Genomic DNA, 15,563 nt, shown 5'->3' on the forward strand with positions numbered 1-15,563 from the left:
CCGGCATGGGTGGCATGACGCACGAGAACGACATTCGCATCGCCGAAGGACTGCAGCACATCGAGTTGCCGGCCGACCCGGCCGCGGCGATGGCGGGGTGGCGCGACGCGCTCAACGACGCCGTCGTCAACTGGCATCGCGCCCGCGGCAGCACCATGCCCGACCTCAACGAGCTGGTTCGGCGCGGGATCACCGACGCGATCGGATTCGCCTTCCCGCACCACTTCATCCTGCCCACCTACAGCAGCGCCTCCTCGTACCGCATCCGTCCGCTGGGTCCCGAGGAGACGCTGTTCGAGATCTGGTCGCTGACCCGGTATCCCGCGGACGCGTCGGCCGGCAAGCCCACGCCTCCCGAACCCATGGCACCGGATGACCCGCGGTGGCCGCCCATCCCGGCCCAGGATTTCTCCAACCTGCCCCGACAGCAGAAGGGCTTGCATTCCAGGGGGTTTGACTTCATGCGGTTGTCGGATCAGATCGAGGGGCTGATCTCGAATTTCGAACGCGTCATCGACGGCTTCCTGGCCGGGCTGCCCTACACCACGCTGCTGCCCGCCATCGGAAAGACCAACACCACCATCGACGTACCGATCGTCGACCTCGGCTTCGGCGCGGCGGCGCGATGACCGGCCGGTGGGACCACTCGGTGGACCTGGTCATCGCGGGCAGCGGCGGGGGCGGCATGGTCGCCGGGCTGGCCGCACTGGACTGCGGCCTCGAACCGCTGATCATCGAAAAGCAGCCGCTGGTCGGCGGTTCGACGGGGCTGTCGGGCGGCATCGTGTGGCTGCCGAACAACCCGTTGATGCGCGCCGACGGCATCGCCGACTCCCATGAGGACGGCCTGGCCTACCTGGCCGACGTGGTCGGCGACATCGGCGCGCCCTCCTCACCCGAACGACGCGAAATGTTCCTCACCGCGGGCTTCGAAATGATCAACTTCCTCACCCGCAAGGGCGTGGCGCTGATCCGCTGCGCGGGCTGGAGCGACTACTACCCGAACCACAAGGGCGGCAACGCCTCCGGTCGCGCCGTCGAGGGCATCCCGTTCGACGCCGCGCGGCTCGGCGACTGGAGCGACAAGGTGCAGCCGCCGCTGGCCAAGAACTACGGATATGTGGTGCTGACCAACGAGTTACGGTCGGTCCAGTATTTCAACCGCGCACCGCGCGCCTTCGCCGTCGCGGCGCGGGTATTCCTGCGCACCGCGATCGCCCGGGCCCGGCGGCGTCAGCTCCTCACCAACGGCGCCTCGCTGATCGCCCAGATGCTCAAGGCGCTGATCGATCTCAGCGACGGTGATCCCCCGCTGTGGACACAAGCCGCGATGACGGATCTGGTCGTCGACGACGGCCGGGTGGTCGGCGTGCGCGTCGTCCGCGACGGACGGCCGCTGACGGTCGAGGCCCGCAAGGGAGTCCTGTTGGCCGCCGGCGGTTTCGGCCACAACGAGGAGATGCGCCGCCGCTACAGCGGCAACCAGCCCAACGAGGGGAAGTGGTCGATCGCCAACGCCGGTGACACCGGCGAGGTCCTCGAGGCGGCGATGCGACTGGGCGCGAAGACCGACCTGCTGGACGAGGCCTGGTGGCTGCCTTCGGTTTTCATCGCCAACGGCGGCGCCGTCGCCGCCTCGCTCGGTTCGGGACGCCAGCGTCCCGGTGCCATCTACGTCGACTCGACCGGGCGGCGGTTCTGCAACGAGTCCAACTCCTACGTCGAGGTCGGCAAGGCGATGTACGCCAATAAGGCGGTGCCGTGCTGGATGATCTTCGACGAGGGATACGTACGCAGATACGTCACGAACGCAAGCCCCCTGAAAACCCTGAAGCGAAACCAGCCGCTGCCGGCCGAGCTGATCGAATCCGGTGCCGTCACCCGGGCGGCGAGCATCCCCGACCTCGCCCGCCAGATCGATCTTCCCGCCGACGAACTGGCGCGCACGATTCGGCGATTCAACCAATTCTCGGCCAAGGGGCTGGATCCCGACTTCGGCCGCGGCCAGTCCGCCTACAACGACTGCCTCGGCGACCCCGGCTATCGGCCGAACGCCGCCATCGGCCCGCTCGACACCGCCCCCTACTACGCGACCAGGGTGCTGCCGGCCGACGTCGGCACGTGCGGCGGCGTCATCACCAACGAACACGCGCAGGTTCTCGACCAACAGGACCGGGTGATCGAGGGTTTGTACGCCACCGGCAACACGACCGCGACGGTGATGGGCCGGACCTATCCCGGCGCCGGCGCGAGCATCGCCAGCTCGATGGTGTTCGGGTACGTCGCCGCGCGCCATGCCGCCGGACGCAAGATCGCCGGTGAGATGAGCCGCTAGGCGGGCGATTCGGGTTTGTCGACGAATTCGCGTGGCTTCATGCCGGACTGCATCAGCTCGGCGCGCCGCGCCTGCACGTCGGACGCGGCGCCGACCATGTTGGTCAGGATGTGGCTGACCTGAAGATGGACCCGCATGCCCATCAGTTCCCACGCGCGCTTCACGTTGTTCTTGACCGCCATCAGTGTGGTCAACGGGATTTGGGCGATCTTGCGCGCCATCTCCTCAACCGTGTCCTCGAGGTCGTCGCGCGGCACTACCCGGTTGAGCAGGCCCCACTCGAGCGCCTGTTGCGCGGTCAGGGTCGGCGCCAGCAGCAGCCAGTCCATGGTGCGATGCCAGTTCATCAGCAGCCACGGCTCGATCATGGTGTGCCCGCCGGGTTCGCCGAGGCTCTGGGCGAGCGGCATCTGGAAATACGCGTCCTCGGAGGCGACGCAGAAGTCGGTCAGCAGTCCGAGATAGATGCCACCGCCCATGCAGTAGCCGTGGATTTGCGAGATGGTCGGCTTGGGAAACTCCCACAGGTACAGCGTGGGCCACAAAAACAGATCGGCGGTGCCCTTGTAGAGGTCCTCGAACGTGTCCCCGAAATCCGGATACGGGTTTTCGTCCGGACCCCAGCGCGCCACGTGGCCGCCGCAGAATCCCTTGCCGTTGGCCTTGAGGATGACGACCTTGATGTCCTTGTCGCGGTCGGCCTCGTGCAGGCAACTGTCGACCTCGCCGACCAGCACCGCGTCCTTGGTGTTGGCCTTGTCCACCCGGTTCAGAATGATCCGCGCAATCGGCGGTTCACGCTCATAAATGACCGCTTCCAGGACGCGCCGCTCCATTGCGGTGACGTTACCGGAGACGGCGACATTCGCTTTGCGGTTGCGCAATGTCCGCCGGAAGGGTGAAGTGTACGAAGGCGCTGGACTAGTCGAATGGAGCTGGGATGACGACTGCGTCGGACCGAGCCGCACAGCTCGACCTGATAGCCCGGCTGCAATCGTCCTACCCCGAGCTCCCCGACGCTCCCACGCCGGATCTCATTGACCACGAACGCTTCAACGCCTATGTCAAGACCCCCCACGACGTCGGCGGCGAGCCGGACGCTCCCATTGAGTTCGAGAACAAGCAGTACGAGATCTGGGAGCACAACACCTATGTGCTGTGCGAGGTGCTCGGCTGGCGCGGGATTTGGTTGTCCGAGGAACGACGCCGGATGGGCAACGTCGACCTGGGCCGCACCATCTACCTCGGACTGCCCTACTACGGGCGGTGGCTGCTTGCCGTCGCACGCGTCCTCGTCGAAAAGCACCACATCGGCCTCAGCGAATTGGCCGAACGCATGGCCGAGGTCAGGGCCCGCTATGCCGACGGCCTGCGCGGAAATCCCTTGCAGGCCAAGCCCAAGTCCGAAGGCGATCCCGCCGCCGTCTCACGCAACCGGCACCACCGCCACGCCGTCGGCAAAGGCGACCCGCAGGTGTACGCCGGACAGGCCGGCGCACCGAAGTTCAACGTCGGCGACAAGGTCGTGGTCCGCGATCTGCCGGTGTTGCTCTACACCCGCACGCAGGAGTACGTGCGTGGGGCGACGGGCGAGATCGCGGTCGTCTCGTACGAAAGCCCCGCCGCCGAGGACGAGACGTGGGACGCGCCGGACCAACGACCCGAATGGTTCTACATCGTTCGATTCACTATGTCCGAACTGTGGCCCGGCTACACCGGTCCCTTCCATGACTCGCTGCAGACTGAGCTTCCCGAGCGATGGCTGCAGGCGGCCGCGACCTCTGAAGGAACGTCATCATGACCGACCACGACCACGACCACGACCACGACCACGATCACGACCGTACGGCCGCGCCGATGGTGGACGAGATCACCGATTTCGAAGTCCTCGAGATCGCGCTTCGCGAATTGTGCATCGAGAAGGGCATTTTCACCGCCGAGGAACACCGCCTGATGACGGAGTACGCGGAACAAATCGGCCCCACGCCGGCCGCCCGCCTGGTGGCCCGGGCGTGGCTGGATCCCGACTTCAAGGAGTTGGTGCGCACCGATGCGCTGGCGGCCAGCAAGGAGGTCGGGGTCGACTGGCTGGAACCGACCGGGTTCGGAACGCCGAGTGACTTCACCGCCCTGCACGTGCTGGAAGACACCCCGACGCTGCATCACGTGATCGTCTGCACGCTGTGCTCGTGCTACCCGCGCCCGATTCTGGGCAACTCGCCGGAGTGGTACCGCACCCCTAACTATCGGCGCCGCATCGTGCGCTGGCCGCGGCAGGTGCTCGCGGAATTCGGCCTGATACTCCCGGCGGACGTCGAGATCCGGGTGGAAGACTCCAACCAGAAGCATCGGTTCATGGTGATGCCCGTCCGGCCGGACGGAACGCAGGGCTGGACCGAGGACCAACTCGTCGAAATAATCACGCGCGATTGCCTGATCGGCGTCGCGTTGCCCAAGCCGGGGGTGACCACCAACGCCGTCACCCAGACGCGCCCGGCCGTACACCCCGTCGGCGACTGACCCGGGGCGCATCGATGAGCATCGAACACTCCAGCATCGCGCCGCTGACGAAAATCGTTGAACGCAACCAGATTTGGAGCCGCATGGCGGCCAAACACGGCGTCGGCAACCCGGTGCCCCCGTGGCAGACGAGCCTGGACGGCATCTGCGATGCCCTCGATCAAAGTAATTGCGGGGCACAGGTACTCAGTTTCGCCGAGCGGCGCAGCGACGAGGACGCGCTGTCGGCAACCGTCTACGCGGGCCTGCCCTATCCGGAGAATCGGTTGGTGGCATTGGCGCACTCGCTGGTGGCGCGCGGCGTCATCGACGAAGACGAGCTGGCGGCGCGGCTGGCGGCCGTTCGTGCGCGGCTCGAAGAGTGAGCTACGCCATTTAGCCGTTCGGCGTCGCATACGCTACGCTGGCAGCAACGTTGGCTTCATGACACTGCATGCCAACACCGTCGTGGAACGCTTCCTCATCCCTCCGGTGCCAGCGAAAAGATCGCGCTTGTCACCTAGATGATCCGTGCATCGCGCACTAGCTTGTCTCGCGGCGATCGATTTTGCCATCCGGCAATCTCGCCACCTCGTGCCGATGCCGCGCGGCGTTCTCGCCTCCGGCGCGGCACCACCGATGCCCGAAAGGCACCGAAAAGTGACCACCAGTAAGACTTTCGCCGATCTCGGCGTGCGCACCCACCTGGTCGATGCGCTCGCCAAGCGCGGCCTCACCCATCCCTTCCCGATTCAAATCGAGACCCTGCCCGACACCCTGGCCGGTCGCGACGTGCTCGGTCGCGGCAAGACGGGCAGCGGCAAGACCCTGGCCTTCTCCATCCCGCTCGTCAGCCGCCTCGCGTCGGGCAGCCGGCGCCCCTCGCGGCCCTCGGGCCTGGTGCTGGCCCCCACCCGCGAGCTGGCGACGCAGATCACAGCGACGCTCGAGCCACTGGCGAATGCCGCCGGCCTGCGGATCACCACGATCTTCGGCGGCGTCTCGCAAAGCCGCCAGGTGGCCGCGCTGAAGTCCGGCGTCGACATCGTGGTGGCCTGCCCGGGCCGGCTCGAGGACCTGATGAAGCAGCGGCTGATCAGCCTGGAATCCGTGCAGATCACCGTCATCGACGAGGCCGACCACATGGCCGATCTCGGCTTCCTGCCCGGCGTCACCCGGATCCTGGCCGCGACGCCGAAAGACGGCCAGCGCCTGCTGTTTTCGGCCACCCTGGACAACGGCGTCGACAAGCTCGTGCAGCGATTCCTGCGCAACGAGGTGCTGCACTCGGTCGACGAGCCCAACTCGCCGGTGCCCGAAATGACCCATCACGTCTTCCACGTCGCCAACGCCGAGGCCAAGAAAGAGGTGGTGCACCGGCTCGCCTCCGGCACCGGTCGGCGGATTCTGTTCATGCGCACCAAGCATCAGGCCCGCAAGCTCGCCAGGCAGCTCACCGAATCGGGAGTTCCGTCAGTCGACCTGCACGGCAACCTGTCTCAGCCGGCACGCGAGCGCAACCTGGCGATGTTCGCCTCGGGCGGCGCCCGGGTGCTGGTGGCGACCGACATCGCCGCGCGCGGCGTGCACGTCGACGAGGTCGAGCTCGTCGTGCACATCGACCCGCCCGCCGAGCACAAGTCCTATCTGCACCGGTCCGGGCGAACGGCGCGGGCGGGCAGCGCCGGAGACGTGGTCACCGTGGTGTTGCCCGAGCAGCGCCGTGACACCCAGTTGCTGATGCGTAAGGCCGGCATCCAGGTCGCCCCGGTGCAGGTGACCGCCGCGTCCGAGGCGGTGCAGGCGCTGGTGGGCGAGGTCGCGCCCTACCAGGCCCCCGCGCCGGCCCGGGCGCCCTCGCACGCGCCGGTGCAGCATCGGGCCAACTCCGGCGGGCAGCGGCGCCGCCGGTCCAGCAGGTCGCCGAGGACCAATCCCACCCCCACGGAATCGGCGATGTCGCACCGCACCGCTGCGCCTCGACGACGGCCGGATCGCCGCCGCGCCAGCCGCGCGCAGGGCGCTACCGGCTAAGCCCGCGGTCGCGGCGGTCAGCGCCGGGCCAGCAGCCACGCCTGACCGTCGCCTTCGCCGGCGCCGATCAGCTCCAGGCCGGCGAACGCGGCGGGCAGTTCGCCGGCCACGGCGCGGAAGGGACCCGGGCTGGCCCCGACCTCACTCAATGCGGCGATCGCCAGCAGCCCGCCCGGCGCGAGCCGATCGATGATCGCCCGGTCGAGGCGGGGGTCGCGGAACTTGCAGCACAGGATCACATCGACCGGCGCCCCCGCCGGCAGGCCGGCGTCGAAATCGACGACGTCGAAGCGGCAGCGGTCACCCACGCCGGCCCGCTGGGCCAGTTCCCGCGCGTGGGCGATGGCCACCGGCGAGACGTCGAGCCCTAGCACCTGCAGGCCGCGTGCCGCCAGCCAGACCGAGCCGGTCCCCTGCCCGCAGGCCAGGTCGAGGGCCCGCCCCGCGGCGGGAAACACATCCGCGTGGCGCGCGAAAACGCCCGGAGGCGCAACCGAACTCAACGGTGGCGGCCCCTTGGCCGCGTACCGATCGTCCCAGCGACGCCGGTCCGCTTCGCCCATAGCCGCCACTCTAGAACCCGGCTTCTTCTGGACACTTGTCCGTTATCGGGATCCCGCGCTCGCGCCGACCGCCCGCGATGGAAGTTGTTGGTGGCAGGACCCGTTTCTACACTGGACGGGTGTCTAGAGATGCGTCGTCCCCGGCGGTCGCCGGGAAAACGGTCGGCGCGGCCCGCCGATCCGACCGCCGGCCCGGGCAGACCATCCGCAAGGTGCTCGACGCCGGGCTGGCGGAGCTGCGGGAATCCTCGTACGCGAATCTGACGATGCGCGCGGTGGCGACGCGCGCCGGGGTGTCGCCGGCCAGCGCCTACACCTACTTTCCGTCGAAAAGTGCGCTGGTGGCGGCGGTGTATCTGCGCTTCCTGCGGGACCTGCCGCTGCACACCGACGTCAACGAGACGACCAAAACCCGGGTGAGCGCAACCCTGCGGGACATGGCGGTCGTCGTCGCCGACGAGCCGGAACTGACCGCCGCCTGCGGCGCGGCCCTGATGGCCGATGATCCGGCGGTCACCCCCCTTCGCGAACAGATCGGCGAGGAAGTGGCCAAGCGGATCGCGGCCGCGCTCGGTCCGGGGTGGCCCCGCGCCGTGAGATCCACGCTGCAGATGACCTTTTCGGGTGCGCTGATGACCGCCCGGTTCGTCAGCTTCGCCGAGATCTCCGGGCAGCTGGACGAGGCGGTCAACCTCATCCTGGGTGCGTCGGTGGCCTGAAAACTGCGGCGCCCCAGCACAAACCCCCGCGCAATCGGCGCGGCTAGCCGGCGTAGGCAGGCTTTCGCGCCGACGCGCCCGCCCGGAGGAACTCACCGAATCGTTTCTCGCCCAGCTCCGGCGACGCCTTGCCGGCGCCGAACGCGAGGTTGCCGGACACCAAAACCGCCGTGACGGTGGCGTCGTTGCGGTTCACCATCCGCGACAGCCCGCCGTAGGACTCGACGGGATGTTCGGCATAGGCGTCGAGGGAGTCGTCGAGCCTCTCGGGGTCGATCACGACGATATCGGCGCGGTCGCCTTCCCGCAGGGTGCCGGCGTCGAGCTCGTACCACGCGCCGAGCTCGCCGGTGAGCCGGTGCACGGCGTGCTCGGTCGACATGAACGGCGTGCCCCGCTTCTCGGCGTCGCGCACGTGGCGCAGCAGGCGCAGCCCGGAGTTGTAGAAGGCCATGTTGCGCAGGTGCGCGCCCGCGTCCGAGAACCCCATCTGCACGCCCGGGCTTTGCGCCAGCTTCTTGAGCAGTTCGGGCCGGTGGTTGGAGATCGTGGTGCGCCAGCGCAGCTTTTCGCCGTGCTCGAGCACCAGGTCGAGGAACGCGTCGACCGGGTGCAGGCCGCCGCGGTCCAGGCCCACCTGCCCGAACGACTTACCGACGACCGATTCGTCGGGGCAGGCCACGATGTCGGCATCGAAGAAGTCGCGGTGCCACACCCGGGGGCCGTACTTCTGGTCGTAGTCCTTGCGGAACTGCCGCCGGTAGTCCTCGTCGCGCATCAGCTCGTTGCGGGCGATCTCGTCCTGTAGGTGCAGGGCCGCGGCGCCGGAGCCGAACTCCTCGAAGATCACCAGCGAAATCCCGTCGGCGTAGACCTCGAACGGGACCGGCAGATGCTGCCAGCGGAAATCGGCGCCGAGCGCGTTGACCATCCGCGCCAGCCAGTCCATCAGGTAGATGACGGGCGGCAGGGACTTGACGTCGGCGGCCGAGAGCAGGCTGGTCTTCAACCGGCGGCGCCCCACCCCGAGGGAGGTGGCCAACTGGGAAACGATCGACAGCGGGTTCTTGATATCGGGGCCCGACTGCAGGATCTTGTCGCGCCGCCGCAGGATGGCGTTCAGGCGCCGCAGCTCGCGAGGCTTGGCGTAGGTCGACGGCAGGGTGCGCGACCGGCAGACCTCGCCGTCGAGTTTGTCGAACAGCAGTTGCTGCGAGGACAACCCGACGAAGCCTTCGTCGAGCGCCTCTTCCAGCATCGCCTCCATCCGCGCGAGTTCGGCCGCCGACGGGCGGACGTCCTTGCGGGTCGCCCGGTCCAGGCCCATCGTGGCGGCGCGCATGTCGGAGTGCCCGATGAACGCCGCGATGTTGGGGCCCAGGTTCAGCCGCTCGAGCGCGGCCACATATTCCTTGGGGCTGTTCCACGACCGGGTCGCGTTGAGCTGCTCGATGACGTAGCGCCGCGGAATCGCCTCCACGCGGCCGAAGATGTCGCCCGCGTCGACATTGTCCAGGTACACCGTGGACAGCGAGCAGGACCCCAACATCACGGTCGTCACGCCGTGTCGCAGCGATTCGGAAAGCGCCGGCTCACAGAGGGTTTCGATGTCGTAGTGGGTGTGAATGTCGATGATGCCGGGGATCACCCACTGACCGGTGGCGTCGATGACCCGGGCGCCGGTGGTGTCCAGCGGGCCCTTGGCGATGGTGACGACCCGCCCGTCCCGCACGCCGATGTCCCGGTAGGCCGACGGCCCGCCCGTCCCGTCGAACCAGCGTCCGTTGGCGATCACGGTGTCGTACTGCATCGGTCGGCCTTTCTGTTGCGCCGGGCGCGTGGGGAGACCGTCGGGCCGCTGCCTCGGAGATCCGCAGTGATCATACATAATGCCCGTTTTGTCTTGCCGCGTAATCGGCGCCCGACCGCGCGGTTAGCCAGCACCGATGACGCCCCGGCAGACGATATGATCCAGCGGTGGGGTTCATCGGCTACGGGTTTGCCGTCCGTTAATCATGCGCAGTCACGGTTGGGCGGGAAACACCCCCGCGTCGGACGCGGAGGCGATCGAGCGCATCCTGGACGCAGCAGACAAGATCATCGACGAACGCGGCTCGGCGATGCGGATCGCCGACGTGGCACGCGCGCTGGGGGTCACCCGCCAGACCGTCTATCGGTACTTTCCCGGCACGCAGGCCTTGCTGGTGGCGTCGGCGATGCGGTCGGCCGACGGCTTCCTCGATCGCATGGCAGCCCATCTCGAAGGTGTCACCGATCCGGTGGTGGCCATCACCGAAGGCATGGCTTTCGCGGTCGAAGAGCTCGCCTCGGACAACCAGGTCGAATTCGTGCTCAACCAGCGCCACCGCGGCGGCCAGAAGGTGTCGATCGTCTCCGATACCGCGTTGGCGTTCGGCCGTTCGATGTTGCACCGCTACGACATCGACTGGGAGCGTTACGGTTTCGATGAGGCGGGCCTGGACGAGCTGAACGAATTCTCGCTGCGGGTTCTGCATTCCTTCCTGGCGGACCCGGGACGGCCACCGCGCACCGGCGACGATCTGCGCCGCTACCTCAGCCGCTGGATCGGGCCGGCGATCGCCTACCCGCAGCTGGTCCGCGCCATGGATGCCCTCGGCGCGCCCGAGCCGGCCCCAACGCGCCGCCGGTCCTCGAAAGCGTCCTGATCCCGGGCGCGGAGCGGCGATTTTGACCATACACATTCGCCGTTATGTCTTGAAGTCGCGCGCGGGCGATGCGCTAATCCTCAATGGGCCGACGCTGTCCAATGATCGAAGGAGGCCTCGACGTGGTGGGTTTGGCACAGGTCGCGCTGAACAGCGCGCCCATCTTTGGTGGCGCGCTGCTCGCGGTGGCGGCCGGGCAATTCCGGGGTCCTGATTACCGCGAAGCGATCAAGCAGGACATGGACCTGCTCGACCGACTCCCGCCCGAAGACGTCGACAGGCGCGCCGAATTGCGGCGCAGCATCGAGGGTCGCGTCGACGACCTGATCGATGCGGCGGACCGCAGCCGCGTGCTGCGCCGGGCCGCGCTGTCCTACCACGGCAACTGGCGGGACGGGGTCCTGCTGCTCTGTGCCGTGCTCTTCACGATCATCTGGTGGAACGTCAGTCACACCAGGGACAACTGGCTGCCGATGTTCGTCGTGTTGATCCTGCTGTGCGTGGTGGCTGCCGCGTACACATTCCGCGGCGCGCTGCACGGCGCCCAGTCCGCGTTCCGCGCGAAGCGGCAGGGTCGCGCCCACAGGTAGCGCAGCTCGTCGACGTGACCAGTCGACGTGGAGGTCTTCGTCACATCCGGGGCGGGGACGATCCGCACGACGCGCGCGCGGCGGCGTCCTGTGGCAGGATCGCGATGTGAAGGCCCATCCTTTCGCCGTGTTGACTTGTGCTGTGCTGTCGCCGTTTTCGGCTCTGCTGATCGGCCCGGTCGAGCCGGCGTCCGCAGAACCATGCCCCGACGTCGAGGTGGTGTTCGCCCGGGGCACCACCGAGCCCCCAGGTATCGGCCGCATCGGCCAGAGCTTCGTCGACACCCTGCGTTCGCAGGTCGGCGGGAAGTCGGTGGGGGTTTATCCGGTCAACTATCCGGCCACTACCGACTTTCCCACCGCCGCCGACGGCATCAGCGACGCCGGCAATCACGTCGAGCAGATGGCCGCGAATTGCCCGCGCACCAAGATGGTGCTGGGCGGCTACTCGCAGGGCGCGGCGGTGATGGGCTTCGTCACCGAAAGCGCCGTACCCGACGGCGTGCACCTGGTGCAGGCGCTGCAGCCGATGCCGGCCGAGGTGGCCAACCACGTGGCCGCGGTGGCGCTGTTCGGCAAGCCGTCGAGCCAGTTCATGAGCATCATTAACGAGCCACCGGTGACCATCGGGCCGCTGTACGCGGCGAAGACCCTCGAGTTGTGCGTGCCCGGCGATCCGGTGTGTTCCGACGCGGGCAACCCCGCCGCGCACCGGCAGTACGTCGAGGCAGGCATGGTCGACCAGGCGGCCGATTTCGCCGCCAAGCGCCTCTCGTAAGCGGGGCGCGCGGACGCCTCAGGCGTGGCTAGGTCGCCGACTTTCCGGCCGGTTCTTCGGCGCGCGTGCCGCCGACCATCTCGTGCACGTCCTGCACCGACCACGGCCCGGCGTGGTGGTGGTCGCGGTAGCCCAGCAGCCGCGGCGTTTGGCGATCGAAACTGCCCACGAAACCGCCTGCGACAACAAGGATTTGACCCGTCACGTCGCGCGAGAGGTCAACGGCCAGATACGCGTAGACCGGTGCGACGAATTCGGGCGGAGCGCTGTCGAGCGAGGCCCGCATGGTCATCTCGTCGAGCAGCCCCCGGCGGTGCAGGTCTTCGATGTGCTTCTCGTAGTCGGCGCCGGTAGACAGCCGGGTCCTGGCCCCGGGGCACACCACGTTGGCCCGCACGCCGTAGGGCTTCAGTTCGGCGGCGATCGCCATCGTCAGGCCGTTGACGGCGCCCTTGCCCGCCGGATATCCGGTGCCGCCGTAGTCACCCAGGAACGCCACCGAGCTGGTGTTGACGATGGCGCCGTGCCCCTGGGCGGCGAGCACCGGAGCGGCCACCCGGCAGGTGTGGAACACCGTGCCGAGGTGACCGCTGATCAGACGGTCGAACTCGACCGGGGAGACGGTCAGGATCGACGAACCGGGCGGTTCGGCGATCCCGGCGCAATTGATCAGCGTGTCCAACCGCCCGAACGTGCTCACGCATGCGTCGACGAGCCGACGGGCGACGCGCTCGTCGTCCGCGGCTCCCACCACCGCGTGGGCCCGCCCGCCGGCCGCCGTGATCGCCGCGACCGTTTCGTGCACGGCCTGTTCGTCGCGCCCGTTGACGACGACGCCGGCACCGAGGCTGCCCAGCAGCTCGGCGACCGCGCGGCCGATACCGCGACTACCGCCCGAAACCACCACCCCGTGCCCCGACAGCGGGCCCTCGGGACCGATTCGGCTCATCGCAAGCTCCGGTGTGCGCCAACCGGTGCGCACCGTAAAGCGTTGCCCGCGAATTGCTCTCGCGGCCGGTTGATGGGCACGCGCTCGACGGTGGTCACGAACATTAGGCGAACAGTACCCAGCCGACTCAGAAATGAGAACGCAAACCCACGTTTACCTCGCACGCGGTGCTGCACGCCGCCGGCAACCCGCCAACACGGGCAGGTTTGGCACCTCGTCGGCGCCATCGCGCTGCACAAACGCACCCCCGGCGGCGCCGGGTGCGGCCCCGCTGCCCCGCCGGGCAAAGCCGCGTACCGTCCACCGGGCGTGGCAGGTAAAGCAATCACCTCAGGTAGAAGTGGCCCCGAATCGGCCCGAATCAGTTTGCCGGGCGCTTCCCCGCGGGCCGCAGCACCTCGATAACACCGCAGCTGGGGGACGTGCGCCAGCGCTCGGGAGGGCGTCGAAGCCCTGCAACCGCGGGTTGCCGACCCCCCGCTGCTACACCGTGGAAACTGTTCAGAAATTATCTGAATCCGTCGCCCCGAGCGATCGCCGGATGGTGCAAGGGGGCGTATAGTCTCCAATGAAGTCCGTTGTGGACGTGTCGCCGTTTAGCTAAAAGCGGTCCAGTCAGCCGCATGGCTACTGAGCTTGGTATGGCTCCGGCGAATCAGCCCCAGTCACCTTTCGCTTCGTGTCGCGCGTTGGCCCACCGACCGTCTTGCGGATCGAGATGCTGTGGGGGCGAGAAGTGCGCATAGCTGCAAACCTTCACCGCGGACGACTCTAGGAGTCAGCGATGCAAACTTGTTTTCGCGCAACCGTTTACCCGATTCTTCGAGTGAACATGGGGTGCGCCAGCCGATGACCAACGTAATTTCTGCAACCCGTCCGGCCCCGACCACGCGGACCACCAAATCCGATGATTCCTACGACGATGTCGTCGAAATGTTCCTGGTACTGCAGGAGTTGCCGGCCGAATCGTACGAATACGCCCATCAGCGCGAACGCATCGTGTCCCGGTGCCTGCCGCTGGCCGACCACGTGGCCAGCCACTTCGCCCGCCGGGGCGAGGGCCTCGACGATCTCATTCAGGTTGCTCGGCTGGGCCTGATGAACGCCGTCAACCGGTTCGACCCCGCGAAGGGTCCGAGCTTCATCGGCTTCGCGGTCCCCACGATGATGGGCGAGGTCAGGCGTTACTTCCGCGACTACAGCTGGGGAATGCGCGTCCCGCGGCGGCTGCGCGAGTTGCACGTGCAGATCAGCAGGACGACCGCCGATTTGTCGCAACAACTCGGCCGTGCGCCCACCGCGGGTGAGCTTTCGCAGGTGCTCGAGGTTCCGCGCGAGGAGATCGTGGAATGCCTCGTCGCCGGCGACGCCTACCGGCTCGACTCCCTCGACGCGCCGCTCGGCGCCGACAGTTCGGGAACTCCTCGCTCGGTGGCCGACTCGGTCGGCGACATCGATCCGCAGATCGAGCACATCACCAACCGGGAAGCGCTGCGGGTGTTGGTTGCCACCCTCCCCGAGCGCGAACGCGAGGTGTTGCGCATGCGGTTCTTCGAATCCATGACGCAGAGCCAGATCGCCGAGCGCATCGGCGTGTCCCAGATGCAGGTGTCCCGCATCCTGGCCAACACGCTGAGCTGCCTGCGCGATCAGCTCGAGTAGCGCTCGGCTCCCCAGGACGCTGCGCGGCATCCGCCGCCGCGCAGCAATGTACTGTGCGATTCGAAGGATCACCCGACTGTGTCGCCAGGAAAACCTGGAAGGAGCTCGATGCGATGAGGATGTCACGAACGGTGCTCGCGGGTGTCGCAGCGACGACGGCACTTGCGGTGTCGGTCGCCGGCTGCGGCAACAACAAACCGCAGCCGTCGCCCTCGAAGTCGGGATCGGCCACCTCGGCAACCTCCGCACCCAGCAGCTCGGCGCCGGCGTCACCGGCGCCGGCGCAGCCCAACGAGTACACCAAGCTGCTGATCCAGGCCAGTGACATCAACGCCCCGGTCCCCTTCACCGCCGCTCCCCCGACCGACAATCCCAACGGCCAGCCGGGCGTGGCGACCACCTTCAAAGACGACGACGGCAGCCACGCCATCAAGGTCACCATCAACGTGTACGACGACCCCGACGCCGCCACCAACGCGCTGAACACCGCCAAGGGTCAACAGGGCGGGGCGATCAAAGATCCCACCACGCAGCCGTCCAACATCGGCAGCGGTGGAACGATGCTGATGGGCAACACCCCCGACCGCAGCAAGGGCGTGGTGATCCTGCTCTTCACCGAGGGCAAGGCGCTCGCGACGCTGGAGTTCGACGGGCCGACCGACACGCTGGCACCCCCGGACTTCGTCAACGACGTCGGCCAGAAGCAGGACGCGGCCATCAAGAAGGGGCTCGGCGGCTAGGCGCCGC

At 67.8% G+C, this 15,563-nt stretch carries 16 protein-coding genes; 12 read left to right on the forward strand and 4 right to left on the reverse strand.

All coding sequences use genetic code 11. The features are described from left to right. Positions 1–629, forward strand: a 629-nt coding sequence (locus A9W96_RS28395) for an SRPBCC family protein (protein WP_304441746.1), incomplete at its 5' end; no start/stop codon positions are given. Continuing rightward, positions 626–2,335: an FAD-binding protein gene (locus A9W96_RS28400; protein WP_067144534.1), complete on the forward strand. Its 1,710-nt coding sequence runs from the start codon at positions 626–628 to the stop codon at positions 2,333–2,335. The genes A9W96_RS28395 and A9W96_RS28400, both read left to right, overlap by 4 nt. Here A9W96_RS28400 and A9W96_RS28405 read toward each other — a convergent pair. Then, complete coding sequence (locus A9W96_RS28405; protein ID WP_067020021.1) at positions 2,332–3,171, reverse strand: enoyl-CoA hydratase-related protein; 840 nt, start codon at positions 3,169–3,171, stop codon at positions 2,332–2,334. The genes A9W96_RS28400 and A9W96_RS28405 overlap by 4 nt on opposite strands. A 104-nt stretch (positions 3,172–3,275) precedes the next feature. Here A9W96_RS28405 and A9W96_RS28410 point away from each other — a divergent pair, with 104 nt between their 5' ends. The 4 genes from A9W96_RS28410 (at position 3,276) to A9W96_RS28425 (ending at position 6,868) form a co-directional block, all read left to right on the forward strand. Next, positions 3,276–4,136: an SH3-like domain-containing protein gene (locus tag A9W96_RS28410; RefSeq protein ID WP_067144535.1), complete on the forward strand. Its 861-nt coding sequence runs from the start codon at positions 3,276–3,278 to the stop codon at positions 4,134–4,136. Beyond that, complete coding sequence (gene scnC / locus A9W96_RS28415) at positions 4,133–4,855, forward strand: thiocyanate hydrolase subunit gamma (protein WP_067144536.1); 723 nt, start codon at positions 4,133–4,135, stop codon at positions 4,853–4,855. Before A9W96_RS28410 ends, scnC begins: the two co-directional genes overlap by 4 nt. A 14-nt stretch (positions 4,856–4,869) precedes the next feature. Beyond that, positions 4,870–5,220, forward strand: a complete 351-nt coding sequence (locus tag A9W96_RS28420) for an SH3-like domain-containing protein (RefSeq protein ID WP_066861350.1) — start codon at positions 4,870–4,872, stop codon at positions 5,218–5,220. Positions 5,221–5,494: 274 nt separating this feature from the next. Beyond that, positions 5,495–6,868 (forward strand): DEAD/DEAH box helicase, encoded by a 1,374-nt coding sequence (locus tag A9W96_RS28425; RefSeq protein WP_067144548.1) that lies wholly within the window; start codon positions 5,495–5,497, stop codon positions 6,866–6,868. A gap of 17 nt (positions 6,869–6,885) precedes the next feature. Here the strand turns inward: A9W96_RS28425 and A9W96_RS28430 are convergent, their stop codons facing one another. Further along, on the reverse strand, positions 6,886–7,431 hold the full coding sequence (locus A9W96_RS28430; protein ID WP_067144537.1) for a cyclopropane-fatty-acyl-phospholipid synthase family protein: 546 nt from the start codon (positions 7,429–7,431) through the stop codon (positions 6,886–6,888). Positions 7,432–7,550: 119 nt separating this feature from the next. Here A9W96_RS28430 and A9W96_RS28435 point away from each other — a divergent pair, with 119 nt between their 5' ends. Beyond that, on the forward strand, positions 7,551–8,150 hold the full coding sequence (locus tag A9W96_RS28435; RefSeq protein WP_066861346.1) for a TetR/AcrR family transcriptional regulator: 600 nt from the start codon (positions 7,551–7,553) through the stop codon (positions 8,148–8,150). Between the two features lie 43 nt (positions 8,151–8,193). Here A9W96_RS28435 and A9W96_RS28440 read toward each other — a convergent pair whose 3' ends face one another. Further along, a complete protein-coding gene (locus tag A9W96_RS28440) occupies positions 8,194–9,960 on the reverse strand; it encodes an amidohydrolase family protein (RefSeq protein ID WP_067144538.1) in 1,767 nt (588 codons plus the stop codon). A 205-nt stretch (positions 9,961–10,165) separates the two neighbouring features. On the opposite strand from A9W96_RS28440, the gene A9W96_RS28445 reads away from it, so the two are divergent. From A9W96_RS28445 to A9W96_RS28455, 3 genes are all read left to right on the forward strand, one after another. Beyond that, positions 10,166–10,837 carry a TetR/AcrR family transcriptional regulator gene (locus A9W96_RS28445; RefSeq protein WP_066861341.1) on the forward strand — a complete coding sequence of 224 codons (672 nt, stop codon included), beginning with the start codon at positions 10,166–10,168 and terminating at the stop codon, positions 10,835–10,837. A 101-nt stretch (positions 10,838–10,938) separates the two neighbouring features. Next, positions 10,939–11,427 (forward strand): hypothetical protein, encoded by a 489-nt coding sequence (locus A9W96_RS28450; RefSeq protein ID WP_067144539.1) that lies wholly within the window; start codon positions 10,939–10,941, stop codon positions 11,425–11,427. Between the two features lie 142 nt (positions 11,428–11,569). Continuing rightward, on the forward strand, positions 11,570–12,205 hold the full coding sequence (locus A9W96_RS28455) for a cutinase family protein (RefSeq protein WP_067144540.1): 636 nt from the start codon (positions 11,570–11,572) through the stop codon (positions 12,203–12,205). A 28-nt stretch (positions 12,206–12,233) separates the two neighbouring features. On the opposite strand, the gene A9W96_RS28460 is transcribed toward A9W96_RS28455, so the two are convergent. Further along, positions 12,234–13,154 (reverse strand): SDR family NAD(P)-dependent oxidoreductase, encoded by a 921-nt coding sequence (locus A9W96_RS28460; RefSeq protein ID WP_067144541.1) that lies wholly within the window; start codon positions 13,152–13,154, stop codon positions 12,234–12,236. Positions 13,155–14,003: 849 nt separating this feature from the next. Here A9W96_RS28460 and A9W96_RS28465 point away from each other — a divergent pair. Then, positions 14,004–14,816: a SigB/SigF/SigG family RNA polymerase sigma factor gene (locus A9W96_RS28465; protein ID WP_066861329.1), complete on the forward strand. Its 813-nt coding sequence runs from the start codon at positions 14,004–14,006 to the stop codon at positions 14,814–14,816. A gap of 113 nt (positions 14,817–14,929) precedes the next feature. Then, positions 14,930–15,556, forward strand: a complete 627-nt coding sequence (locus tag A9W96_RS28470) for a hypothetical protein (protein ID WP_066861326.1) — start codon at positions 14,930–14,932, stop codon at positions 15,554–15,556. The last annotated feature ends 7 nt before the right edge of the window (positions 15,557–15,563 follow it).

This window comes from Mycobacterium sp. 1245852.3, assembly GCF_001669335.1.
GTDB classification, from domain to species: domain Bacteria; phylum Actinomycetota; class Actinomycetes; order Mycobacteriales; family Mycobacteriaceae; genus Mycobacterium; species Mycobacterium europaeum_A.